Raw genomic sequence first — 23,104 nt, 5'->3', positions numbered from 1 at the left:
GAGAGGGCGCGGGTTGATCGGCCCTTGTCGGCTCAGGGGGGCTCCTAGCCGGCGGGGGCCGGTTGCTGTCTGGGGGTGGGTGGTGCTGGTCCGGTGGCGATGCTGCTGGTTTCGGATGTGAGGATCGGAGTATGACGACCGGTACCCTGCTTGACCGCTTGCGGGAACTGTCCACGACGAGCCTCGTCGATGCTGCGCCGACGTTGCGGATTCTGCCGCCGGGCCTGCGTCCGGTCGCGCCGGGCGGTCGGCCGGTGGGGCGGGTCGTTACCGTACGGGCGAATCGGGACCTGATGTCGGTGATTCAGGGGTTGCGGGAGTCGGGTTCTGGGGACGTGCTGGTGGTTGACGCCGGTGGGGACGACAGGGCTGTCGCGGGTGAACTGTTCTGCACCGAGGCTCAGCGTCGCGGGCTGGCTGGGCTCGTGATTGCGGGACGCTCTCGCGATACGGCCACTGTGGCCCGGCTGTCGATGCCGGTGTGGTCCATGGGATTCGCCCCGAACGCGTATCCGGCGAAGGCTCTCCCCGAGACCGGAATCGATCTTGTTCTCGAGGGCGTCCGGGTTCGGCCGGGGGATCTGATCGTCGGCGACGACGACGGGTTGGTGGTGGGTTCCGAGCAGGAGTTCGCTTCCGCCGTTGACGGGGCAGAGGCGATCGAGGCCCGCGAGCGGGACTTGCAGGCGCGCTTGCTCGACGGTTCGTCCCTCTTTGACACCTTGAACTACGACGATCACCTGGCCGCCCTCCGCGAGGGCCGTCCGACCGCACTCGCCTTCGGCTGAGGGCCAGTTGCTGTCCGGACTGAATTCGGTGGTCCTCGACGCGCTACGACAAGCTGTTCGGCCTCGACTGTGGGCAGATTGCTGCCGGTAAACGATGGAAAGCGGCACGGAGGTCACACTCGACCGCCACTTCTCACAGTCGGCGGATTTGCCGGCCATCACAAGTGGGCGAATTCCGCCGGTGTGGGCGGGACGCGTCGGATGGTGGTCCCTTTGGCCTGGCGGTCCGGTGGGTCGGCTACCTGGAGAGGGCTCGGACTGCTTCCAGGTAGGGCTGGTACGCGGACTTGAAGGGCTCGGCGGTGGTGATGTTGGCGGCCAGCCAGGTGCAGGTGGCTTGGGCGGTGGCTACTACCTGGGGTGGGTAGGCGTATTTGACGCGGTGGGCCTCGAACTCGTCCTCGTCCATGACTCGTACGGCGCCGGTGCGGAGCAGGCGGATGTCGAGGTCGAGGTCTACGAGGGTGACGGTGTCTACGCCGAAGACGGGCGGCATGGTGACGTCGCAGTAGATCCTCGTCGCATGCGGGTCGTCGTTGAAGAGGGCGGACCACCATTGGCCTCGGGGGAAGAGGCGGACCCGGTGGTGGTCGACGGTGATCCAGGTGCCGTCGGCGCGGCGGGCTCGTTGGCCGGGGCGGGAGCCTACCCAGAGGCCGTGTTCGTCTTCGCCTAGGTGGACGGCCTCCATCAGGCGGTGTGGGGTGCCGTCGTACTTGGTGAACAGGGTGGTCACCTGATGCATGCGGTCACTGTAGGGGAGACCCCGAACTAATCACGGTCAGTGAGCGTCTCGAAGAGTGAGATTCACCGCACGTGCCCGGCCAGTTCGGAATCGCGGGGGGCGCATGCATAGACTCAAGCATTCGAGGATGACCGGTGGAAGGGGCTCGATGCGCGTGCTGGAGACGGTCGGCGGTCCGGCAGATCTGAAGAAGCTGACGCCGAGGGAGCTCACCGATCTGGCGGCGGAGATCCGCGACGTACTGGTGGAGACCGTGTCGCGGACCGGGGGGCATCTCGGGCCCAATCTGGGCATGGTGGAGATCACGCTGGCGATGCACCGGGTGTTCGACTCGCCGACGGATCGGCTGGTCTACGACACCGGGCACCAGACGTATGTGCACAAGTTGCTGACCGGACGGGCACCGAAGTTCGACAGCTTGCGGCAGGAGGGTGGTCTGAGCGGCTACCCGAGCCAGGCCGAGTCCGAGCACGACATCGTGGAGAACAGCCACGCCAGCACGAGCCTCTCGTACGCCGATGGTCTGGCGAAGGCCTACCGGCTCCGCAAGGAGAACCGGCATGTCGTCGCGCTGATAGGTGACGGTGGTCTGACCGGCGGCATGGCGTGGGAAGCGCTGAACAACATCGCGGCCGAGAAGGACCTGAAGCTCGTCATCATCGTCAACGACAACGGCCGGTCGTACAGTCCGACCGTCGGTGGCCTGGCGACGCACCTGACCGCGCTGCGCACCAACCCGCGGTACGAGAAGATCCTCGACCTGATCAAGAAGAACCTCGGCCGGACGCCGTATGTCGGCCCCCCGATGTACGAGGTGCTGCACGGGGTGAAGAAGGGGCTGAAGGACATGCTCGCCCCGCAGGGCATGTTCGAGGACCTCGGCCTCAAGTACGTCGGTCCTGTCGATGGCCATGACCGCGAGGCGATGGAGGACGCGCTTCGCAAGGCGAAGGCGTTCGGCGGCCCGGTGATCGTGCACGCGGTCACCCAGAAGGGCTTCGGGTACGCGGCGGCCGAGCAGGACGAGGAGGACAACTTCCACCAGATGCGCCCGGCCAACAAGCCGCGCGGCTGGACGGATGTGTTCGCCGAGGAGCTGGTCCGGATCGGTCACCGCCGGCCGGACGTGGTGGCGATCACCGCCGCCATGATGAACCCAACCGGCCTCAACCAGTTCGCGCAGGCCTTCCCCGACCGCACATTCGACGTCGGGATCGCCGAGCAGCACGCGGTCACCAGTGCCGCGGGTCTCGCGATGGGCGGCATGCACCCGGTCGTCGGTCTGTACGCGACCTTCCTGAACCGGGCGTTCGACCAGCTGCTGCTCGACGTCGCGCTGCACAAGTGCGGTGTCACCTTCGTGCTCGACCGTGCCGGCGTGACCGGTGACGACGGCGCGAGCCACAACGGCATGTGGGACATGTCGCTCCTCCAGCTCGTCCCGGGTCTGAGACTGGCCGCGCCGCGGGACAGCACGCGCTTGGTCGAGCTGCTGAACGAGGCGGTCGACGTGAGCGACGCCCCGACCGTACTGCGCTATGCCAAGGGCGAGGTGTTCCCGGACATCGACCCGATCGACCAGGTCGGCGGACTCGACGTACTGCATCGTTCCGGCACGGATGTCCTCCTTGTCGGGATCGGCTCGATGGCCGCCACCGCGATGGATGTCGCGCAGCGGCTGCAGGCGCAGGGCATCGGCGTCACCGTGGTGGACCCGCGCTGGGTGAAGCCGGTCGATCCGAAGCTGGTCGAGCTGGCGCCGCAGTTCAAGCTGGTCGTCACGGTCGAGGACAACGGCCGCGCCGGTGGTTGCGGCGTGATGATCGCCCAGGCGCTGCGCGACCACAACATCACGACGCCGGTGCGTGACTTCGGCATCCCTCAGCAGTTCTTGGAGCATGCGAAGCGTGCGGCGGTTTTGCAGGAGATCGGCCTCACCGGTCAACAGATCGCGAGAGACGTCATCGAGGCCGTTGCCCAGACGCAGGGTGAGTCGATCAGTGAGCCAGCGACTGGTCGGCCAGGCGGAGTCTGAGCAGGCGGCCTGAGTGGGCCGCCATGCGGCACCCGCGCGGCGTCGGGCGGCGGGACGAGCCCGTACGCCGCTGTGGCCTTTCCTGCTGTCATTCGTCCTGGTCGCGGCGGCGGTCGCGGGCGGCCTCGCGCTGCATCAATCCACCACCCAGGCCGAGCAGCCGGCCAAGACCGCCCCGAAGACACCGGATATCGATCTGGTCGCCCGGGCCGCGGCCGTCGACAAGGTCCTGAAGCGCCGCGCCCAGGCCGTCCTCCAGGATGACCAGGCCGCCTTCCTCGCCGATGTCGATCAGGCCAACCTGACCCTGATCGCCCGGCAGCGCACGCTCTTCACCAACCTGACCCAGTTCGGCTTCGCGAAGCTCGCCTATCAGCAGCTCGCCCAGCAGTACGACGACGCCGTCACCCGCAAGTACGGCCCTTCGACCTACGTGGTGGCGGTCGCCATGACCTACCAGATCCGCGGGATCGACACCGTCCCGGTGAAAACCATGCTCGGTTACACCTTCCGCGAGCGCGCGGCCGGCCGTTGGACCCTCGTCTCCGACCAGGACATCGACAAGCGCTTGCCCCGGGGTTCGCACGAGGAGGCCTGGGACACGGGCGAGGTCCTCGTGAAACGCGCTACACGGGTCCTTGTCGTCGTCGAGAAGGGCCAGCAGCAGCTGGCGACCAAGCTGACCGGGATCGCGACCAGCGCGGTGAAGGCGGTCAGCAAGAGCTGGCCGGGCGGTTGGACCGGCTCCGGTGTGGTGATCGCGCTCGACGACAAGATCGTCCGCGGCGCCGACTACACCGTCCCGAAGAACGCCGAGGACGCACTCGCGATGGCGACCTGGGTCTACCGCACCTTGCCCGGCGAGGTGAGCGGAGCCGGCGAACGCGCCGACTCGTACGTCGTGATCAATCCGCGCAACCGCGGCCGGATCGACGCCCGCACCCTCGCCCACGAGTTCACCCACGTCGCCACGGCGTCGTACGGGCCCTATGCGCCGCGCTGGCTGGTCGAGGGCGCGGCCACGTACGTCGAGTTCCTGCCGATGGACGGTGCCCAGGACCTGGCGCTCCCGAAGTACCGGCAGGAGGTGCGGACGAAGTACCTGGCGAAGGCGAAGAGTCTGCCGGCCGACGCGGTCTTCTTCCAGCGCCCCGACAGTTCGTACCCGCTGTCCTGGCTCGCGGTCGACTACCTGTTCGACCGCTTCGGTGGCACAGAAGTCGCCACGCTGTATCAGGAGCTGGCCGCGCTGGGCTCCAACCAGGAGGAGCGGGACCGGATCATGACCGAGCATGTCGGCCTCACGGAGACTGCTCTGTTCCGGGCCCTGAAGACCGCCGCCGCTTCGTGACCGGCGTGTTGGTGGCGGAACGCCGCGAAACGAGTAAGGTGGCCGGGCTGTAGACAGACGGGTACTCGGAGGAACGACCCGACGTGAGTGCGACCATCCCTAGCGCCCCACCGCCAGGCGCATCGGCTGGCCCTGGCCGCTGGCTGGGGTTGCTGCTGGCGGTAGCACTCGTGTCCGGCGGTGTGGCCTACGCCGTGAACGAGCGGTCCGAGGACGCCCGGGCCCGGGTGACTGCGCCCGAAACCCCGCCCGAGACGCCGCGATCGCCGTCGAAGGCGTCGACGGCCGCGACCGCTCGCCGGGTGGCGATCGACACGATCCTGATCCGCCGCGCCCAGGCAGTGCAGACCGGGAACCTGACGCTGTTCCTCAAGGATCTCGATCCGTCGAACACCAAGCTGATCGCGCGGCAGAAGGTGCTGTTCGCGAACCTGGTCGAGCTGGGTTTCACCGAGCTCGGGTACAGCCAGGCCGAGGAGCGCTTCGACCCCGCGGTCGTCAAGGCGCGCGGACGAGCGACGTACCTGGTCCGGATCCTGATGCGCTACCAGATCCCCAAGGTCGACGTGGCGCCGGTGACGACCGAGCTCGGCTACACGTTCATCAGCCGGGCCGGCCGCTGGGTGCTGACCGATGACGACGACCTGGACAAGGACCTCGGCCCCGGCGCGCACCGCGAGGCCTGGGACCTCGGCCGGATCGAGGTACTGCGGGGGCCGCGCGTCCTGGTCGTGGTCGAGAAGGGTGACCACGAGCGCGGTCGCGCGATCCTGACCGAGGCGGCCGAAGGGCTGACCGAGGTGCGGGACTACTGGCCGCGCCGCTGGCGTGGATCGGCGCTGATCATCGCGCTCGACGACACCGAGGTCCGCGACGCGCGGTTCGCCGACGAGGACATCGAGTCGGCGGCCAGTGCGGGGTCGACGTTCTCGTCGCTGCCCGGTCAGGACACGGCCGACGGCACCGTGGCCGGCGCCTACATCGTGATCAACCCGAACCAGCGCGACCAGGTCGACGAGATCCTGCTGTCGCACGAGCTCACCCATGTCGCGACCGCCGACCTTGGCGGGTACGAACCGCTGTGGCTGGCCGAGGGCGCCGCGGAGTACGTCTCCTGGCGCGGTATCGAGGCGCTCGGCGGTCCCGGCGAGGTGTCCAAGTGGGAGCAGGAGGTCATCGACGACGCGCTGCCGACACTGCACTCGCTGCCGACCGACGCCGGCTTCTACGAGAGCTCAGCCGACGTGTACGGCGTGAGCTGGCTGGCCGTCCGCTACCTGGTGCAGCGGATCGGTCTGGACGCGGTCGAGGAACTGTACGAGGACATGGCTGCCCACGGCATCAACCAGGTGTCCCGCGACCGCATCCTGCTCAGCCGCAGTGGTCTCACCGAGGTCACGTTATGGACATCACTGCGGACATACCGGCCGCAACGCTGAGTGCCGAATTGACCTCGCGCTGTCAGAGAGGCAGGCTCGGAGGGTTCCGTCCATCCTGAGGAGGCGCAGATGAGTCTTGTGCGGAAGAAGTCGATCGAACAGTCGATCGCGGACACCGACGAGCCGGAGTACCAGCTCAAAAAACGCCTCACCGCTCTAGACCTGACAGTCTTCGGTATCGGTGTGATCATCGGTGCCGGCATCTTCACCCTCACCGGCCGGGCCGCCAAGGCCTTCGCCGGCCCGGGTATCGCCCTGTCCTTCGTGCTGGCCGCGGTCTGCTGCGCGCTGGCCGCCCTGTGTTACGCCGAGTTCTCCTCGACCGTCCCGGTGTCGGGATCGGCGTACACGTTCTCGTACTTCTCCCTCGGTGAGATCTTCGCCTGGATCATCGGCTGGGACCTGCTGCTCGAGTTGATGCTCGGGGCAAGCGTCGTGGCCCAGGGCTGGTCGACGTACGCCGCCTTGTTCCTGGAACAGATCGGGTTGGGCTGGCCCGAGTCGATCGGGCCGGACAGCAGCGTGAACGTGCTGGCGATGCTGCTCGTGGTCGTCCTGGCCACGCTCGCGACGATCGGTATCAAGGAGTCGATGCGCGTCAACCTGGTGCTGGTCGCGATCAAGCTCTTCGTGGTGCTGTTCGTGATCGTCGCCGGCCTGTTCTACATCAAGGGCTCGAACCTGACCCCGTTCATCCCGCCGAGCGTGCCGGCTCCGAGTGGCGATGTGACGATCACGACGCCGTTGTTCCAGGCACTGTTCGGGTTCACGCCGTCGACGTTCGGTGTGATGGGTCTGGTCTCCGGTGCGTCGCTGGTGTTCTTCGCGTTCATCGGGTTCGACGTGGTCGCCACAACCGCCGAAGAGGCGAAGAACCCGCAGCGCGATCTGCCGCGCGGCATCATCGGTTCGCTGGCGATCTGCACCGTCCTGTACGTCGCCGTCTGCCTGGTGATCACCGGCATGGTCAAGTACACCGACATCAGTGGTGAGGCGGCGCTCGCCGAGGCGTTCCGCTCGGTCGGTCAAGGTGGGTTCGCCACGCTGATCTCGGCAGGTGCGGTCGCCGGTCTGACCACCGTCGTACTGACGCTGATGATCGGCGCGGCCCGCGTGGTGTTCGCGATGAGCCGTGACCACCTGATGCCGCGTCAGCTCGGCAAGGTGCACGCCAAGTGGGGTACGCCGTACCGGTTGACGATCGGTATCGGTGTCGTCGTCGCGATCGTGGCCGGCGTGACCCCGATCGGCAAGCTCGAGGAGATGGTGAACATCGGCACCTTGGCCGCGTTCACCCTGGTGTCGATCGCGGTGCCGCTGCTGCGTAAGAGCCGTCCGGACATCAAGCGTTCCTTCCGGGTGCCGTGGAGCCCGGTGATCCCGATCGTGGCGGCGCTGATCTGCCTCTACCTGATGCTGAACCTGTCGCTGGAGACCTGGCTGCGGTTCGCGATCTGGATGGCGATCGGCTTCGCGATCTACGCCGTCTACGGCTACCGCAAGAGCCGCGTCGGCATCGAGCAGAAGACCGGGGAACAGGTCCAGGCCTGATTCACTCTCCGATGGTCGGCTGTGGATAGGATCAGCCGACCATCGGAGGGGGAGTACCCATGAAGCACCCGCGGCGTCTGGTCGCCGGGCTCACCACGCTGGCGATCGCCGGTGCGGTGGCTGTGGTCGGCGTACGGCTGCAGCAAGGCGCCGCGGCACCGGGCGGGCAGGCTGTCGCGGTCAAGGCGAAGCCCGGCGCCGACACGGCGGCGCGCAAGCAGCAGATCAACAAGCTGCTGAGCGCGCGGGCCGCCGCAGTGCGCAAGGGTGATGTGAAGGCCTTCCTCGCCTCGGTGGACAGCAAGGACGCCAAGCTGGTGGCGCGGCAGCGGATGCTGTTCGCGAACCTGCGCCAGCTCGGATTCCTCAAGCTCGAGTACTCGCTGGCCAACGAGCACGAGGTCCCGCGGCTGGTCGCCAAGTACGGCCCCACGGCGTTCTCGTCCCGGGTGCTGATGCGGTACCAACTGGCCGGCCTGGATGCCAAGCCGGTCCAGACCGACGTCGCCTACACCTTCGTACGACGCGCTACCGGCTGGATGCTGGTCGAGGACGGCGCGATCGACGAGGTGCTCAGCCCCGACGGTCACCGGCAGCCGTGGGACTTCGGGCCGATCAAGGTCATCCGCCGCGGCAAGGTCGCGGTCGTGGTCGCCCAGCGCGAGGCCGCCCTCGGTCAGAAGATCGCCATCGCGTCCCAGAAGGCAGCCACCGGCGTACGACGGCATTGGTCGCGGCCGTGGGACGGCTCGGTGATGGTCGTGGCGATGCCCGACGCCCAGGTGCTGTCCCTGCTGTGGACCTCCGGAACCGGCCGCGGCTGGACGATCGCGGCGAAGGCCGTCCCGGTGTACGAAGGGGATCCGACCGGGATGCGGAAGGCCGCACCGGCCGGCACGCGGATCGTGGTGAACCCGTCGGTCCGCAAGGAGCTCGACGAGGACCTGCTGGTCCACGAGATGACGCACGCCGCCACGCAGCGGCTTGGCCGCCAGGGCCCGATGTGGATGGTCGAGGGTCTCGCGGAGTACATCCGCTGCGCGGTGATCGAGGACGACCCAGCGTGGACGGTCGACCCGTACCGCAAGCAGGTCCGGAAGACGCTGCCCTCGATGAAGGCACTCCCTGGCCGGGCGGAGTTCGGCGCGGCCGGCAGTCGCTCGTACGGGCAGAGCTGGTGGGTGGTCGAGTACCTGGTCGACAAGCTGGGGGAGAAGAAGGTGGCCGCCCTGTACGCCGACCTGGCCAGTCACGAGAACGGGGCCGACGCCATCCTGAAGAAACACTCCGGGATGACGCCGGCCCAGTTGCTCGCAGCCGTCAAGAAGTTCAGAGGCTAGCGAGCCCACGCGGCAGGAATCGGCTGCCGTTGACCTTCTCGGCGATACCGGAACGGTCCAGGTACGGCGTGATGCCGCCGAGGTGGAACGGCCAGCCGGCACCGAGTAGCAGGCACAGGTCGATGTCCTGCGCCTCGGCCACGACACCCTCGTCGAGCATGATCTTGATTTCTTCGGCGAGTGCGGTGAGCACGCGCGTGCGCAGGTCCTCGGCGGACGACGGCTTGTCGCCAACGGTGACGAGCGCCTCGATCTCCGGGTCGACGACCGGCTTGCCCTCGGGCCAGATGTAGAACGACGGCTTGCCGGCGGCAACGACCTTGGCCAGGTTCTCCGAGACCGCGAACCGGTCCGGGTACGCCCGGTTCATCGTCTCCGCGACGTGCAGCGCGACCGGGAGGCCGACCAGCTGGAGCAGCACGAACGGCGGCATCGGCAGACCGAGCGCCGACAGCGCCTTGTCCGCCTCGGGGATCGGCGTACCCTCATCAACCGCCGCACTGACCTCACCGAGGAAGCGCGTCAGCAACCGGTTCACCACGAAAGCCGGGGCGTCCTTGACCAGCACACACGACTTCTTCAGCTTCTTGCCGACCGCGAACGCGGTGGCCAGCGTGGCGTCGTCGGTCTGCGCGGCGCGGATGATCTCCAGCAGCGGCAGTACGGCGACCGGGTTGAAGAAGTGGAACCCGACCACGCGCTCCGGGTGCTCCAGGTCCGCGGCCATGTCGGTGATCGACAGCGACGAGGTGTTGGTCGCGAGGATCGCGTCCGGCCGGACGATCTTCTCCAGGTCGGCGAAGATCGTCTTCTTCAGCTGCAACTCCTCGAAGACGGCCTCGATCACGAAGTCGGCGTCGGCGAAGACCGCGCGATCCACGGAGCCGGTGACGAGCGCCTTCAGCTGGTTCGCCTTGTCCGGCCGGATCCGCCCCTTGCCGAGCAGCTTGTCGATCTCACCGTGCACGTAGCCGACACCGCGGTCGACGCGCTCCTGGTCGAGGTCGGTCAACACGACCGGCACCTCGAGCCGCCGTACGAACAGCAGCGCCAGCTGGCCGGCCATCAGGCCCGCGCCGACGACGCCGACCTTGTTCACCGGGCGCGCCAGCGACTTGTCCGGCGCACCGGCCGGCCGCTTGGCCCGCTTGTTGACCAGGTCGAAGGCGTAGAGGCCGCTGCGCAGCTCCTCGCTCATGATCAGGTCGGCCAGCGCCTCGTCCTCGCCCGCGAACCCGCGGTCGCGGTCGTTGTCCTTGGCCGCCGCGATCAGATCCAGAGCCCGGTACGGCGCGGGCGCCGCGCCGCTGACCTTGATGTCGGCAAATCCCTTGCCTCGGGCAACGGCTGCGTCCCACGCGTCGCCACGATCGATCTCGGCGCGTTCGACGACGATCTCGCCGTTCAGCACCTTCGACGCCCAGAGCAGCGACTGCTCGAGGAAATCGGCCGAGTCCAGCAGCACGTCGCCGATCCCGAGCTTGACCGCCTCCGGACCGCTGAGCATCTTGTTCTGGTTCAGCGCGTTCTCGACGACGACCTTGACGGCCTTGTCGGCGCCGATCAGGTTCGGCAGCAGGAAGTTGCCGCCCCAGCCCGGGATCAGGCCGAGGAAGACCTCGGGCGTGGACAGCATCCCGGCCGCGACCGAGATCGTCCGGTACGTCGCGTGCAGGGCGACCTCGAGGCCGCCACCGAGCGCGACGCCGTTCACGAAGGCGAACGACGGCTTGCCACCGTCGACCAGCTTGCGCATCACGCCGTGGCCGATCTTGCCGAGCGCCAGCGCCTGCTCCCGGTCGGTCAGCTTCGGTACGCCGGTCAGGTCGGCGCCGGCGGCCAGGATGAACGGCTTGCCGGTGACACCGATCGCGACGATGTCCTCGCGGGCCAGCGCCGCGTCGATGGCCGCGTTCAGCGAGCCGAGACCCTTGGGTCCGAACGTGTTCGGCTTGGTGTGGTCGTGCCCGTTGTCCAGCGTGATCAGCGCGAGAGTCCCGGCCTTGTTCGGCAGGACGACGTCCCGCGAGTGCGCCAGCGTGACGACCTCGTCGGTCGAAAGGGCCGAAGCCGAGTCGATCAGTTCCTGCAAGCTCATGCGGCTGCGCCTTCCCAGTTCGGGTTCTCCCAGATGACCGTTCCACCCATGCCGAGGCCGACGCACATCGTGGTCAGGCCGTAGCGGACCTCGGGCTTGAGCTCGAACTGCTTGGCCAGCTGGGTCATCAGCCGGATGCCGGACGAGGCGAGCGGGTGACCGTAGGCGATCGCGCCGCCGTACGGGTTGACCCGCGGGTCGTCGTCGGCGATGCCGTAGTGCTCGAGGAACGCCAGCACCTGCACGGCGAACGCCTCGTTCACCTCGAAGGCCTGGATGTCGTCGATGGTCAGCCCGGCCAGCTTCAGCGCCTTCTCGGTCGCCGGCACCGGACCGAAGCCCATCACCTCGGGCTCGACGCCGACGAAGCCGTAGGAGACCAGCTTCATCTTCGGCTTCAGGCCCAGCTCCTCAGCAGCCTCGGCCGAGGTGATCAGCGCGGCGGTGGCGCCGTCGTTGATACCGGCCGAGTTGCCCGCGGTGACCCGGCCGTGCGGCCGGAACGGGGTCTTCAGCTTGGCCAGGTCCTCCAGCGTGGTGCCCGGGCGCATCGGCTCGTCGGTGCTCGCCAGACCCCAGCCGAGCTCGGCCGAGCGGGTCGCGATCGGCACCAGGTCCGGCTGGATCAGGTCGTTCGCGTAGGCCTTGGCGGCGCGCTCCTGGGACAGTACGGCGAACGCGTCCGTGCGCGCCTTGGTGATCGAGGGGTACCGGTCGTGCAGGTTCTCCGCGGTCGACCCCATCACCAACGCGCTGGTGTCGACGAGCTTCTCGGAGATGATCCGCGGGTTCGGGTCCACGCCCTCACCCATCGGGTGCCGGCCCATGTGCTCGACGCCGCCGGCCACGACCACGTCGTACGCGCCGAAGGCGATCCCCGAGGCGAGCGTGGTGACAGCCGTCATCGCGCCGGCGCACATCCGGTCGATCGCGTAGCCCGGGGTGGTGTTCGGCAGACCGGCCAGCAGAGCCGCCGTCCGGCCGATGGTCAGGCCCTGGTCACCGATCTGGGTGGTGGCCGCGATCGCGACCTCCTCGACCTTCTCCGGCGGCAGCGCGGGGTTGCGGCGCAGCAGCTCGCGGATGCACTTGATCACCAAGTCGTCGGCGCGGGTTTCGGCGTACTGGCCCTTGGCCTTGCCGAACGGGGTGCGAACGCCGTCGACGAAGACGACATCGCGGATCTCACGGGGCACGGGAGCGCTCCTCTGGGGTTGGGAAAGCTAAGGCGATGCTACCCGTCGGTAACAGAACTGCCCAACCGCCGCGCGTTGTGCGGCTGCTCACACAGGCGCATGCTGAGACGACAGGTACTTATCGGGAGCGTTCAATGAACGACTTTGATCTCTCAGTCCCGGTTCTGAGCCGGGGGAAGCACCGCAATCCGCGCAAGGGCGCGTGCTTCATGGAATTCGCCTCGTATCTGGCCGGGGAGCCGTGGTCCGACCATCCGGCCTGTACGCATCCCTTGCTGGCCGGCGTGGCCCGCGACGTCAACGACTGTACGTCGGACGCCGGGCGGACCCGGCTCGCGCCACTGATCCCGTCGGTGATCGGGCTGACCCCGGACGACCCACACGTCGTACCGCGGGTGACTGCTCGTTGCATCCAGCACGCGCTGCCGGTGGTGTCGCAGGAGCGTCAGTACATCCTGGCCGTTGCGCTGATCGTGGGGGAGCGCCAGCTCGCGCTGATCGACGGGCGTCCGCTCGACGACCTCGAGCCGGAGTCGCGTGAGGTGCTGGAGTCGGTTCCGGCCGCTACCAAGTGGGCGCGTTCCTTCACTGGACGGAACCACCGCGGTACGCCGGACTTCGCGCGCCGGACCGCTCCACGGGCAGTGTCGTGTGCGGTCGAGGGGATTTCGCAGGCGTGTGTGCGGAACCCGGATGAGCGGCTGTTCGATCTGCTGACCGCGGCGATCGAGGAAACCAAGAGCTGGGTGCCCGTGACACGGTCGATTCGGCAGGAGGCCGTACCCTTCACTGTGTGACTTTGGAGATCGATACCGCTACAGGTTTGATGCCAGTCCGCGAGTGGGGAGACCCTGACTCGTCCGCGCCCGGAATCCTGCTGCTGCAGGAGATCTTCGGGATCTCGCCGTACATCGAGCAGCGCGCTGTCGACCTGGCCGCGCTCGGGTACTACGTGGTCGCCCCGGAGATCTACTGGCGCCTGGACGACGTCGACCTGGACGAGGACGCCGACGATCTGCTCGAACGCGCCATCGCGACGATGCAGCGGCTCGACTGGGACCAGGCGGTGACGGATTCGGTGGCTGCGCTGGACTACCTGCGCGGCCGCGATCGCCGTACCGGGCTGGTCGGCTTTTGCTTCGGCGGTGGGCTCGCGTTCAACGTGGCCGCGGTGTCGCCGGCCGATGCGCTTGTCAGTTACTACGGCTCGGCGCTGCCGAATCTTCTGCACCTCGCGCCGGATGTGACCGCGCCGAGCCTCCACCACTTCGGTGACGCCGACGACTACTTGTCGGTGGATGACGTGGTGGCTGGTTTGCCTGGTACCGAAATCCACCGTTACCCGGGGGCGGGTCACGCCTTCGACAACCCGATGCCGGCCTTCCACGACATCGACGCCTCGGTGCTTGCGTGGAAGCGCACGACCGATTTCCTCTCTCGCAAACTGCAAGGAGCCGCATGAGCCTGTATGACATCCCGCTGACCACGCTGTCCGGTGCACCGACTTCGCTCGGTGACTACAAGGGCAAGGCCGTCCTCCTGGTGAACGTGGCGTCCAAGTGCGGGCTCACCCCGCAGTACGAAGGCTTGGAGAACCTGCAGAAGACGTACGCGTCGCGCGGTTTCACGGTCCTCGGTGCGCCGTGTAACCAGTTCGGTGGCCAGGAGCCGGGGACCGCGGAAGAGATCGACACCTTCTGCTCGATGACCTACGGCGTCACCTTCCCGATGCTGGACAAGCTCGAGGTGAACGGCGACGACCGCCACCCCCTGTACGCCGAGCTCACGCAGACCGCGGACGCGGCCGGCGAGGCCGGTGACATCCAGTGGAACTTCGAGAAGTTCCTGATCAGCCCCGAGGGCACGGTCGCCGCGCGGTTCCGCCCGCAGACCACCCCGGAGTCGGTCGAGGTCGTGTCAGCGATCGAAGCACAGCTCGCGAAGTAGCGGACAAAAATTGGCCGCTTCTCCTCATAGGGTCGGACCAACCGATCACGAGGAGAAGCGCCATGACCGTCACCCCGGCCTCCGAGCCCACGACGCCCGCCCCGGAGGCGTCTGCCGCCGTCACCCCGATCCCGGACGGGTACCACTCGGTGACCCCGTGGATCATCGGCCACGACACCGCCGGCCTGATGGACTTCCTCGCCGCGGCCTTCGACGCCGAGGACCTCGGTGGCCGGATGGTCGACGAGCAGGGCCGGATCGGCCACGCCGAGATGCGGATCGGCGACTCGATCGTGATGATGTTCGACAAGCCCGACTGGCCGCCGACCCCGGCGTTCCTCCGGCTCTACGTCCCGGACATCCACCAGACCCTGAAGAACGCCGTCGCCGCCGGCGCCACCGTCGTCACCGAACCGACCCACCTCTTCTGGGGTGACCTGGTAGCCCGCCTCCACGACCCCTTCGGCAACCTCTACTGGCTCCAGTCCCGCATCGAGCTCGTCGACGAAACCGAAATCAACCGCCGCTTCGCCGACCCCAAATTCACCGAAGCGATGACCTACGTCACCAGCTCAATCTTCAAACCCAAGGTCTAGTCGATTTTTGCGGCTGGTTCGGTGGCTATGGCGTTGGTGAGGGTTTCGGCGGTGAGGGCTATTTGCCAGTCGCGGGCGTGGTGGTCGCGGAGGAAGGTGGAGACCGCGGTCAGGTCGGCGTCGGCGGGTGGGGCCCAGGCCAGGCGGCGGATCGTGTCGGGGGACAGGAGGTTCTCCGTGGGGAGGCGGTGGGCCTCGGCGATCTCGGAGACTGCGGTGCGGGCGGCGGAGAGGCGGGCGGCCGCATCGGGGTCGCGGTCGGCCCAGGCGCGAGCGGGGGGCGGGCCGTCGTACCGGGGGCCTTGTTTGGGGAGTTCGGTGTCGGGGAGGTGGCGGGCGTGGTCGACTGCCTCCCACCAGGTGCGCATGTGGCGGTGAGCGCCGCGGCCCTTGAAAGCGGTGAGCTTCTGGAGGGTGTCGCGGTCGGCGGGCATCGCAGCCGCGGCCTCGACGATCGCGGCGTCCGGGAGGATCCTGCCGGGGGAGATGTCGGCTGACGACGCGATCTGGTCGCGGGCCTCCCACAACGCCCGTACGACGGCCAGGCTGCGGCGATTGCGGACTCGGTGCATGCCTGAGGTCCGGCGCCAAGGATCTGGCTTCGGTTCACGCGGTGGCGCGGACAGGATCGCGGCGAACTCCTGCTCGGCCCACTCCCACTTGCCTTCGCGGCGCAACTCGGCCTCGATGGCGTCGCGGAGCTCGATCAGCATCTCGACGTCCAGAGCGGCGTACACGAGCCAGGGTGCGGGCAGCGGCCGGGTCGACCAGTCGGCCGCCGAGTGCTCCTTGCGCATCCGGTAGCCGAGGACCTCGCTGACGAGTGAGGCGAGACCGACCTTCGGGTAGCCGAGGAGGCGGCCGGCGAGCTCGGTGTCGAACACCTTGCGCGGGATCATGCCGACCTCGGCGAGGCAGGCCAGGTCCTGGTTGGCGGCGTGGATGATCCACTCCGCGTCGATGATCGCGTCACCGAGTGCGGATAGGTCACCGAACGGGATCGGGTCGACCAGCGCGGAACCGGAGCCCTCGCGGCGCAGCTGCACCAGGTAGGCGCGGTGCGAGTAGCGGTAGCCGGAGGCGCGCTCGGCGTCGACGGCGACCGAACCGGTACCGGCCCGGAAGGCCTCGATGATCTCGGTCAGCGCAGGGTCGGTGTCGACGACATCGGACAGGCCGTCGCGGAGTTCGAGGAGCGGCAGCTCAACTGTCGGCTCTTCCGGTACTGGCGGCTGGGGGTCGGCCTGGCTCATCGGCCCCGCTGTCCGCGCCGGGTCGGCATCGCGACCACCCCCGGCGGAACCGGCGGCAGCCCGGCCGCCGTACAGAGCACTTCGCCCCAGGCCTCGGCGTGCTTGGTCACGTCCACGAGTCCACCGGGTCCGGGCACGGGGCTCCAGGACGCACGGATCTCGATCTCCGCCGTCGCGTCGTCGTCGGCCATCCCGCCGAAGCTCTCCGATACCACGCGAGTGACGGTACCGCTCGGGGCCAGGTACTCCGCACCCCGGTCCGCCAGCGCCTCCATCAGCCAGGTCCAGCCCACGCCACCGAGCAGCGCGTCCGTCACCATCTCCGGTTCGACGGCAGCGCGCACATACGCGACACAGCGGAAGGTCGACTGCCAGGCGTCGTTACCGGCCGGGTCGTAGAGGACGACGAGCCGACCGGTGGCGACATCGTCACCGTCGATCGTCACATCGGCGCTGACCGCGGCCGCATGCGGAGCGATCCGCTGCGGTGCAGGCATCTCCTCGACGAATACTTCTGGCCGGAACCGGGCACCGCGCAACTGCGTCACGGCCTCGGCAAACTCCGCGGGTGGCGCGTCGACCTGCTTGCGGGCACCCATGCTCCGCAGCCTACGACTGATTACGCACCGACGCGCGTTTAGACGCGCCGGTAACGGCCCGTACGCGGAGCGAAAACCTGCACTGGCCAGGCCCGGAAAACCCGTTGTGCGGTGCGTGGGATCATCGTGGGGTGCCCTCGACGCTTGCCCGTTCCCCCTTCTTGCTCGCCGCCCGTGGTGAGCCCGGCCCGCACACTCCGGTGTGGTTCATGCGCCAGGCCGGCCGTTCGCTGCCCGAGTACCGCGCGGTCCGGGAGGGGACCACGATGCTCGAGTCGTGTATGCGGCCCGACCTCGTCGTCGAGATAACGCTGCAGCCGGTACGCCGTTACGGCGTCGACGCGGCGATCTTCTACTCCGACATCGTGACGCCGCTGAAGTCGACCGGGTTCGGGGTGGAGATCAAGCCCGGTGTCGGACCGGTGGTCGCGGACCCGATCCGGGACCTGGCCGGGGTGGATGCGGTCCGCCCGGTGACGCCGGCGGACGTGCCGTACATCACGGAGTCGGTGCAGGAGCTCGTACGGCAATTGGGGGAGACCCCGCTGATCGGATTCGCGGGCGCGCCGTTCACGGTGGCGTCGTACCTGGTCGAGGGTGGGCCGAGCAAGGACCACGCCAAGACGAAGGCGCTGATGCACAGCGACCCGAAGCTGTGGCACGCGCTGGCGGATCGGTTGGCGGATGTGGCGATCGCGTATCTGACCGTGCAGGTCGAGGCGGGGGCGTCGGCGATTCAGCTGTTCGACTCGTGGGCCGGTGGGTTGTCGCCGCGCGACTACGAGCGGTTCGTGCTGCCGCATTCGGCGAAGGTGTTCGAGGCGCTGGCTGCGTACGACGTACCGAAGATCCACTTCGGGGTGAATACCGGTGAGCTGCTTGGCCTGATGAGCGCCGCTGGTGCTGATGTCGTAGGTGCCGATTGGCGGGTGCCGCTCGGCGAGGCCACGCGGCGGATCGGTGGGAAGCCGGTGCAGGGGAACCTCGATCCGGCGCTGCTGCACGCGGGCTGGGAGGTGCTGGAGGCGGAGATCGACCGGATCCTGGTCGAAGGGCAGGCGGCTCCGGGGCATATCTTCAACCTCGGCCATGGGGTTCCGCCGGATGCCGATCCCGAGGTGCTGAACCGGATCGTCAAGCACGTGCAGTCGAAGTCCGCTCGTGCTGTCTGAGTACGGCGTCACTCTCGAACGCCTGACCGCGGATCACGCCGACGCGCTGCTGGCTTTTGAGCGCGAGAACCGTTCGTACTTCGCCTTGTCGATCGCCGACCGTGGTGACGAGTTCTTCGAGCATTTCGCGGAGATCCTGGACGCACGGTTGGTGGAGCAAGCCGAGGGTGTCTGCCAGTTCCACGTGCTCGTGGAGCCGAGCGGTGCCGTCGTCGGCCGGGTGAACCTCGTCGATGTCGAGGACAGGTCGGCCGAGCTGGGTTACCGCCTCGCCGAACGCGTCACCGGCCGCGGGCTGGCGACAGCCGCCGTACGAGCGATCGTGCGGATCGCGGCGAGCGACTACGCCCTTAAGCAACTGACCGCAGGCGCAGCACGCGCAAACGTTGCCTCGTGGACCGTGCTGGAACGAACGGGCTTCCAACGTATTGCGGAAACCGAAGGGCCGAGGCCGCAGGTGGCGTATGAGCTGAGCTTGGAGGGTTTGTGAGTCGGGTTGTTGTGGTGGGTGGCGGGATCAGCGGGTTGGCGGCTGCGCATGCGTTGGCGAATGGGCCCAATCCGCCGCAGATCACGGTGCTCGAGGGGTCGCCGCGGCTGGGTGGGAAGTTGGCCGGGGCTGAGGTTGAGGGGGTGCCGGTTGATTTGGGGGCTGAGTCGGTGCTGGCTCGGCGGCCGGAGGCTGTGGAGCTGATCAAGGCGGTTGGGCTCGCTGACGAGCTGGTGCATCCGGCAACTACCTCGGCTGGGTTGTGGGTCGGCGATCGGATTCGGGCGATTCCGCCGACGGTGATGGGCGTTCCGGTCGACCCGGCCGCGGCGGCCGACGTACTGGGGGAGGCGGCGGCTGAGCAGGTTGCGCGGGAGGCGGAGTTGGGGCCGCCTGCGCTCGAACAAGATGTGGCGATCGGGCGGTTTGTGGCCGAGCGCATGGGGTCGGCGGTGACGGAGAAGTTGATCGATCCGTTGCTTGGTGGGGTGTACGCGGGCAAGGCGGATGAGATCTCGCTGGCCGCAGCGGTCCCGGATCTGTACGCGAAGTTGCGGACGGCACCTAGCCTGCTCGCCGCGACGGGCGAGTTGCGGGAGGCGGGCCAGAAGCGGGCGGGTGAGCCCGTGTTCGCCGGGATCGTCGGTGGCGTGAACCGGCTGATCACCGCGCTGGAGCAAGACCTCCTCGCCCGCGGCGTCACCATCCAACGACAACTCGCCGTACGGCGGATCACCCGCACGCCGGACGGGTTCGAACTGGAAGCCGGTCCGGTACCGGCGCCGACGTACCTGACCGCCGACGCGGTGATCGTCGCGACCCCGGCCGCGCCTGCGAGCCGGATGCTGGCCGACCTGGTGCCGACGGCATCGACCGAGCTGGCCGCGATCGAGTACGCGAGTATGGCGATCGTCACGCTCGCGGTCCGCAAGGACGACTGGCCCGCCGACGCGACTGGCTCCGGCTTCCTGGTCCCTTCGGTCGAGGGCCGGACCATCAAGGCCTCGACGTACTCACACGCCAAGTGGCAGTGGTCGAACGACGCCGGGGGAGACCTCGCCGTACTGCGGACCTCGGTCGGCCGGCTCGGTGAGGAATACGTGCTGCAGCGGTCCGACGAGGAGCTCGTCCGGCTGGCCGTGTCCGATCTGAAGCAGGCGATCGGCCTCCAAGGACCGATCGTCGGCTCGATCGTGACTCGCTGGGGCGGCGGGCTTCCGCAGTACGCCGTCGGTCACCTCGACCGCGTCGACCGCGTGGAAGCGGCCATCGCCGACGTACCGGGGTTGGCCGTGGCAGGCGCGGCGTACCGGGGTGTCGGGATCGCCGCCTGTGTGGCCTCGGGTGTGAAAGCGGCCACCCGGGTGCGTGGTTTCACCGATTCATTGGAGAGAATGGTCCCGTGACGGACAAGCCGAAGGCGCGCGAGCTGAACAATGTGATCCGCTACACCATGTGGTCGGTCTTCAAAGTCGAGACCCCGCTCGGTGACGCGGACCGTGACGAGCTGACCGCGGAGCTGTCCGAGCTGGTCGGCAAGCTCGCGGCCGACGACGTGGTGATCCGCGGGATCTACGACGTCGAGGGTTTCCGCGCCGACGCCGACTTCCTGGTCTGGTGGCACGCGCCGACCTCGGACGCGTTGCAGAAGGCGTACCACGCGCTGCGCCGGTCCCGGCTCGGCCGGCACCTGGCCCCGGTCTGGTCGCAGCTCGCGCTGCACCGGCCGGCCGAGTTCAACAAGAGCCACATCCCGGCCTTCCTCGCCGACGAGGAGCCGCGCGCGTACGTCTGCGTGTATCCGTTCGTCCGCTCCTACGAGTGGTACCTGCTCCCCGACGAGGAGCGCCGGTTCATGCTGGCCGAGCACGGCAAGATGGCCCGCGGCTACCCGGATGTGCGGGCCAACACGGTCGCCTCGTTCGCGCTCGGCGACTACGAGTGGATGCTGGCCTTCGAGGCCGACGAGCTGCACCGGATGGTCGACCTGATGCGCGACCTGCGGGCGTCCACCGCGCGTCGGCACGTGCGTGAGGAAGTGCCGTTCTACACCGGCAAGCGCACCGAGCTGGGCGACCTGATCGCCAACCTGGCCTGACATCATGCACCGCAAGGCGTTCCCGGTGCTCTACGTGAGCAATGTCCGGCGGTCGGTCGAGTTCTACGCGCTGCTCGGCTACGAGATGACATACCAGTTCCCGCTCGAGGGCGACCCGCACTATGTCGGCCTCGAGCGCGGCGAATCCTCGCTCGGGATCGCCGACTCCAACTGGCCGGAGGCGACCCTCGGCATCACCGTCGGTACGGCGCCGCGCTTCGAACTCTTCGTGTACGTCGACGATGTCGAGGCCGAGGTGGAGATGTTCCGCAAGCACGGCCACCCGATCCTCCAGGAGCCGGCGACCATGCCGTGGGGCGAACGCCAGGCCTACCTCGCCGACCCCGAAGGCAACCCGGTCGCCCTGGCCACTCCGGTTTAAGTGCCGGGCTTCTGGAACAGGTAGTCCTCGGCCCGCATCGACATCGGCGGCCGGACGTCCTCCGGCAGCAGCTCGCGGAGGTCCTTCTCCGTGAGGGAGTCGGGGTCGCGGGCGGACAATCGCGTGGCCTGGTTGGAGATCGCCTCTTCCAGAACGTTCCGGATGAAGCGGCCGTTGCCGAAGTTGTGGCCACGTGGTGACGGCGGAATGATCGACCGGACGACATCCAGTACGTCGTCGCTGTACGTCATCCCCTTGTACCGCGCCTGCAGCTCGAAGATCGCGACCAGCTGGTTCGTGTCGTACTCGGCGAATGACAGCAGCTTCGGGAACCGCGATGCCAGACCGGTGTTGGACTCCATGAACCGCTGCATCTCGCGGTGGTACCCGGCCACGATCACGATGCAGTCGTTGCGGTGGTCCTCCATCAGCTTCAGGATCGTCGCGATGGCCTCCAGCCCGTAGTCACCCGGGCTGTTCTCGGGCACCAGCGTGTACGCCTCGTCGACGAACAGCACGCCGCCGATCGCCTCGCGGAACTTCTCCGCGGTCATCGGCGCCGTCGTACCGGTGCTGGAGCCGACCAGGTCGGAGCGGTCGACCTCGACCACGTGACCCTTCTCCAGTACGCCGAGCTGGTGGTACATGCGGCTCAGCAGCCGCGCGATCGTCGTCTTCGCCGTACCGGGTTTGCCGACGAAGACCATGTGTCGTGCCCGCTCGTGGCTCGGCAGGCCGAGCTCCTGGCGACGCAGGTTGGTCTTGACCTCGGCCACCATCTTGCGGACCGAGTCCTTCACCGATTCCAGCCCGACCAGCGAGTCGAGCTCGGCGAGCGGGTCGTTCGTGAAGTCGACCGGTCCCAGCGCAACAGGCTTGGCAGCCGCCTGCGGTGTGGTCTGCGCGTTGTCCCAGGCAGAGGAGAGAGAGGTCTCCGCCTGCTCGGCTACGGCCACGGGACGGCGGTCCCGATCGAGGAGCCGGAAGAGCGCGTCGAGGTCCGGAATGAGCGGATCCGGCCAGGGCGCGTCGCCGAGCGCACCGGACAGGTGGACCGAGACACGGGTCGCCGCAGCGGCCCAGGTCTGGGCGGCCGCGCGCTGGTCATGCCGTACGGCGCGACCCAGCCACTCGGTGTTCGCCTCCAGCCAGGCTTGCGGACGGAACCCGGTCCGCGCGGACGCGAACGCCTTCTCGACGTCCTGAGCGGCCGGGCCGAGAATCTGCGCGACCCCCGGCGGGAGGTTGGTGAGCCGCCCGGCCAGAATCATCCCGGCCATCAGCTGCGCGAAGTCACCGGCGTACTCGTCCGGGATCGTCATCAGCAGCTTGGCGTGCGCGTCCCGCAGCGAGTTCAGCGAGTACTTCAGAGCGGCGTTCGGGCCGGCCAGCTCCGGCAGTACGGCGTGCTCCGCGTCCGTGAGCGCGGTCGTCCGCCAGTACTGCACGATCGCGGGGTAGTCAGCGGTCATGTGCAGGTGGATCGCATCGCGGTCGGCGAGGACCCGGTCGAACGCAGCCGTCAACGCCTTTGCCCGGGCCGCCAGCGGCGGCGCGTCGGTGAACATGGCCACCACGTCCCGCGACACCTCGACGGCGTGCTTCCGCCCCTGCTCACGGAACCCCTGCGCGCCCGCGATCACCTGCAACGGCCAGTCGGTCGGTGCGACCCGCACAATGTGCCCGGCACCACCGATCCGGTACGTCGGCCGCTGGAACTCGCGCGCGAGGACCGCACCGAGATCGGCGTGGTCGCCGTGCAGCACCGGAATCCATCCGCCGAGCAGCGGAGCCACCTGATTTGTGAACCAGACCGCGGCCGGGGTCCCCTTCGCGAATCCCGCGAACGCATCCGGACGCAGCGGCCGCAACGACCGCTGGTCCTGGCCCCACGCATGCAACCTCTGCCGGACGGCCGTCACCCAGGCCCCCGGCACCTCCCACGCCTGCTCAGCACCCAGGACATCCAGCACGGTCGCAGTCTAGTGGTCGAGGGGGTGTCTCTTGGGCCCACGCCTACTGCG

At 68.2% G+C, this 23,104-nt stretch carries 21 protein-coding genes; 15 read left to right on the top strand and 6 right to left on the bottom strand.

Annotated features, from left to right (window positions below; translation table 11 throughout):
- Positions 1–131: 131 nt before the first annotated feature.
- A complete protein-coding gene (locus ABD231_RS28145) occupies positions 132–788 on the top strand; it encodes an RraA family protein (RefSeq protein WP_344158446.1) in 657 nt (218 codons plus the stop codon).
- Positions 789–1,026: 238 nt separating this feature from the next.
- On the opposite strand, the gene ABD231_RS28140 is transcribed toward ABD231_RS28145, so the two are convergent.
- Positions 1,027–1,533, bottom strand: coding sequence for a DUF402 domain-containing protein (locus ABD231_RS28140; protein WP_344158444.1), 507 nt, complete (start codon positions 1,531–1,533; stop codon positions 1,027–1,029).
- Between the two features lie 148 nt (positions 1,534–1,681).
- On the opposite strand from ABD231_RS28140, the gene dxs reads away from it, so the two are divergent.
- The 5 genes from dxs to ABD231_RS28115 all read left to right on the top strand — a co-directional run bounded on the left by dxs (position 1,682) and on the right by ABD231_RS28115 (position 9,249).
- Positions 1,682–3,568, top strand: a complete 1,887-nt coding sequence (gene dxs, locus ABD231_RS28135; RefSeq protein ID WP_344158780.1) for a 1-deoxy-D-xylulose-5-phosphate synthase — start codon at positions 1,682–1,684, stop codon at positions 3,566–3,568.
- Between the two features lie 13 nt (positions 3,569–3,581).
- A complete protein-coding gene (locus ABD231_RS28130) occupies positions 3,582–4,919 on the top strand; it encodes a gluzincin family metallopeptidase (protein ID WP_344158442.1) in 1,338 nt (445 codons plus the stop codon).
- An 83-nt stretch (positions 4,920–5,002) separates the two neighbouring features.
- Positions 5,003–6,358: a hypothetical protein gene (locus ABD231_RS28125; protein ID WP_344158440.1), complete on the top strand. Its 1,356-nt coding sequence runs from the start codon at positions 5,003–5,005 to the stop codon at positions 6,356–6,358.
- A gap of 69 nt (positions 6,359–6,427) precedes the next feature.
- Positions 6,428–7,909, top strand: coding sequence for an amino acid permease (locus tag ABD231_RS28120; protein ID WP_344158438.1), 1,482 nt, complete (start codon positions 6,428–6,430; stop codon positions 7,907–7,909).
- 59 nt (positions 7,910–7,968) lie between these two features.
- Positions 7,969–9,249, top strand: a complete 1,281-nt coding sequence (locus ABD231_RS28115) for a gluzincin family metallopeptidase (RefSeq protein ID WP_344158436.1) — start codon at positions 7,969–7,971, stop codon at positions 9,247–9,249.
- Here ABD231_RS28115 and ABD231_RS28110 read toward each other — a convergent pair.
- Positions 9,239–11,347 (bottom strand): 3-hydroxyacyl-CoA dehydrogenase NAD-binding domain-containing protein, encoded by a 2,109-nt coding sequence (locus ABD231_RS28110; RefSeq protein ID WP_344158434.1) that lies wholly within the window; start codon positions 11,345–11,347, stop codon positions 9,239–9,241. The two genes, ABD231_RS28115 and ABD231_RS28110, sit on opposite strands and share 11 nt — an antisense overlap.
- Positions 11,344–12,543, bottom strand: a complete 1,200-nt coding sequence (locus ABD231_RS28105; RefSeq protein WP_344158432.1) for a thiolase family protein — start codon at positions 12,541–12,543, stop codon at positions 11,344–11,346. Before ABD231_RS28105 ends, ABD231_RS28110 begins: the two co-directional genes overlap by 4 nt.
- A 134-nt stretch (positions 12,544–12,677) precedes the next feature.
- Between ABD231_RS28105 and ABD231_RS28100 the strand changes: the two genes are divergently transcribed.
- The 4 genes from ABD231_RS28100 (at position 12,678) to ABD231_RS28085 (ending at position 15,086) form a co-directional block, all read left to right on the top strand.
- Positions 12,678–13,340, top strand: a complete 663-nt coding sequence (locus ABD231_RS28100; protein ID WP_344158430.1) for a hypothetical protein — start codon at positions 12,678–12,680, stop codon at positions 13,338–13,340.
- On the top strand, positions 13,337–14,005 hold the full coding sequence (locus tag ABD231_RS28095) for a dienelactone hydrolase family protein (protein ID WP_344158428.1): 669 nt from the start codon (positions 13,337–13,339) through the stop codon (positions 14,003–14,005). The genes ABD231_RS28100 and ABD231_RS28095 overlap by 4 nt, the downstream gene beginning before the upstream one ends.
- Entirely contained in the window at positions 14,002–14,490 is a 489-nt protein-coding gene (locus ABD231_RS28090; protein WP_344158426.1) for a glutathione peroxidase, read from the top strand. Before ABD231_RS28095 ends, ABD231_RS28090 begins: the two co-directional genes overlap by 4 nt.
- Before the next feature lie 62 nt (positions 14,491–14,552).
- The gene (locus ABD231_RS28085) at positions 14,553–15,086 is read left to right on the top strand and encodes a VOC family protein (RefSeq protein WP_344158424.1); all 534 of its coding nucleotides are present in this window, start codon (positions 14,553–14,555) and stop codon (positions 15,084–15,086) included.
- Here ABD231_RS28085 and ABD231_RS28080 read toward each other — a convergent pair.
- Together ABD231_RS28080 and ABD231_RS28075 are read right to left on the bottom strand one after the other, a co-directional pair.
- Positions 15,083–16,339 (bottom strand): HRDC domain-containing protein, encoded by a 1,257-nt coding sequence (locus ABD231_RS28080; protein ID WP_344158422.1) that lies wholly within the window; start codon positions 16,337–16,339, stop codon positions 15,083–15,085. The two genes, ABD231_RS28085 and ABD231_RS28080, sit on opposite strands and share 4 nt — an antisense overlap.
- The gene (locus ABD231_RS28075; protein WP_344158420.1) at positions 16,336–16,938 is read right to left on the bottom strand and encodes a DUF3000 domain-containing protein; all 603 of its coding nucleotides are present in this window, start codon (positions 16,936–16,938) and stop codon (positions 16,336–16,338) included. The genes ABD231_RS28080 and ABD231_RS28075 overlap by 4 nt, the downstream gene beginning before the upstream one ends.
- Positions 16,939–17,069: 131 nt before the next feature.
- On the opposite strand from ABD231_RS28075, the gene hemE reads away from it, so the two are divergent.
- The 5 genes from hemE to ABD231_RS28050 are packed head-to-tail and all read left to right on the top strand — an operon-like array spanning position 17,070 to position 21,080.
- Positions 17,070–18,110 (top strand): uroporphyrinogen decarboxylase, encoded by a 1,041-nt coding sequence (gene hemE, locus ABD231_RS28070; RefSeq protein WP_344158418.1) that lies wholly within the window; start codon positions 17,070–17,072, stop codon positions 18,108–18,110.
- On the top strand, positions 18,100–18,600 hold the full coding sequence (locus tag ABD231_RS28065; protein ID WP_344158416.1) for a GNAT family N-acetyltransferase: 501 nt from the start codon (positions 18,100–18,102) through the stop codon (positions 18,598–18,600). Before hemE ends, ABD231_RS28065 begins: the two co-directional genes overlap by 11 nt.
- Complete coding sequence (gene hemG, locus ABD231_RS28060; protein WP_344158414.1) at positions 18,597–20,006, top strand: protoporphyrinogen oxidase; 1,410 nt, start codon at positions 18,597–18,599, stop codon at positions 20,004–20,006. The genes ABD231_RS28065 and hemG overlap by 4 nt, the downstream gene beginning before the upstream one ends.
- The gene (gene hemQ / locus ABD231_RS28055; protein ID WP_344158412.1) at positions 20,003–20,698 is read left to right on the top strand and encodes a hydrogen peroxide-dependent heme synthase; all 696 of its coding nucleotides are present in this window, start codon (positions 20,003–20,005) and stop codon (positions 20,696–20,698) included. Before hemG ends, hemQ begins: the two co-directional genes overlap by 4 nt.
- Positions 20,699–20,702: 4 nt before the next feature.
- Entirely contained in the window at positions 20,703–21,080 is a 378-nt protein-coding gene (locus ABD231_RS28050; RefSeq protein ID WP_344158410.1) for a VOC family protein, read from the top strand.
- Here ABD231_RS28050 and ABD231_RS28045 read toward each other — a convergent pair.
- Positions 21,077–23,053, bottom strand: a complete 1,977-nt coding sequence (locus tag ABD231_RS28045; protein WP_344158408.1) for an AAA family ATPase — start codon at positions 23,051–23,053, stop codon at positions 21,077–21,079. The genes ABD231_RS28050 and ABD231_RS28045 overlap by 4 nt on opposite strands.
- Positions 23,054–23,104 lie beyond the last annotated feature (51 nt).

The sequence above is a fragment of the Kribbella yunnanensis genome, from assembly GCF_039529655.1.
Classification (GTDB): domain Bacteria; phylum Actinomycetota; class Actinomycetes; order Propionibacteriales; family Kribbellaceae; genus Kribbella; species Kribbella yunnanensis.
Note: the sequence above shows the minus strand (reverse complement) of the source record. Positions and strands in the feature narration are given on the sequence as shown.

What these genes read in the sequence shown, in the direction of transcription:
- ABD231_RS28100 (WP_344158430.1), top strand. Translation starts at nt 12,678, where the DNA reads ATGAACGACTTTGATCTCTCAGTCCCGGTTCTGAGCCGGGGGAAGCAC.
- ABD231_RS28085 (WP_344158424.1), top strand. Translation starts at nt 14,553, where the DNA reads ATGACCGTCACCCCGGCCTCCGAGCCCACGACGCCCGCCCCGGAGGCG.
- ABD231_RS28080 (WP_344158422.1), bottom strand. Translation starts at nt 16,339, where the DNA reads ATGAGCCAGGCCGACCCCCAGCCGCCAGTACCGGAAGAGCCGACAGTT.
- ABD231_RS28090 (WP_344158426.1), top strand. Translation starts at nt 14,002, where the DNA reads ATGAGCCTGTATGACATCCCGCTGACCACGCTGTCCGGTGCACCGACT.
- ABD231_RS28075 (WP_344158420.1), bottom strand. Translation starts at nt 16,938, where the DNA reads ATGGGTGCCCGCAAGCAGGTCGACGCGCCACCCGCGGAGTTTGCCGAG.
- ABD231_RS28140 (WP_344158444.1), bottom strand. Translation starts at nt 1,533, where the DNA reads ATGCATCAGGTGACCACCCTGTTCACCAAGTACGACGGCACCCCACAC.
- ABD231_RS28050 (WP_344158410.1), top strand. Translation starts at nt 20,703, where the DNA reads ATGCACCGCAAGGCGTTCCCGGTGCTCTACGTGAGCAATGTCCGGCGG.
- dxs (WP_344158780.1), top strand. Translation starts at nt 1,682, where the DNA reads ATGCGCGTGCTGGAGACGGTCGGCGGTCCGGCAGATCTGAAGAAGCTG.
- ABD231_RS28110 (WP_344158434.1), bottom strand. Translation starts at nt 11,347, where the DNA reads ATGAGCTTGCAGGAACTGATCGACTCGGCTTCGGCCCTTTCGACCGAC.
- ABD231_RS28145 (WP_344158446.1), top strand. Translation starts at nt 132, where the DNA reads ATGACGACCGGTACCCTGCTTGACCGCTTGCGGGAACTGTCCACGACG.
- ABD231_RS28120 (WP_344158438.1), top strand. Translation starts at nt 6,428, where the DNA reads ATGAGTCTTGTGCGGAAGAAGTCGATCGAACAGTCGATCGCGGACACC.
- ABD231_RS28115 (WP_344158436.1), top strand. Translation starts at nt 7,969, where the DNA reads ATGAAGCACCCGCGGCGTCTGGTCGCCGGGCTCACCACGCTGGCGATC.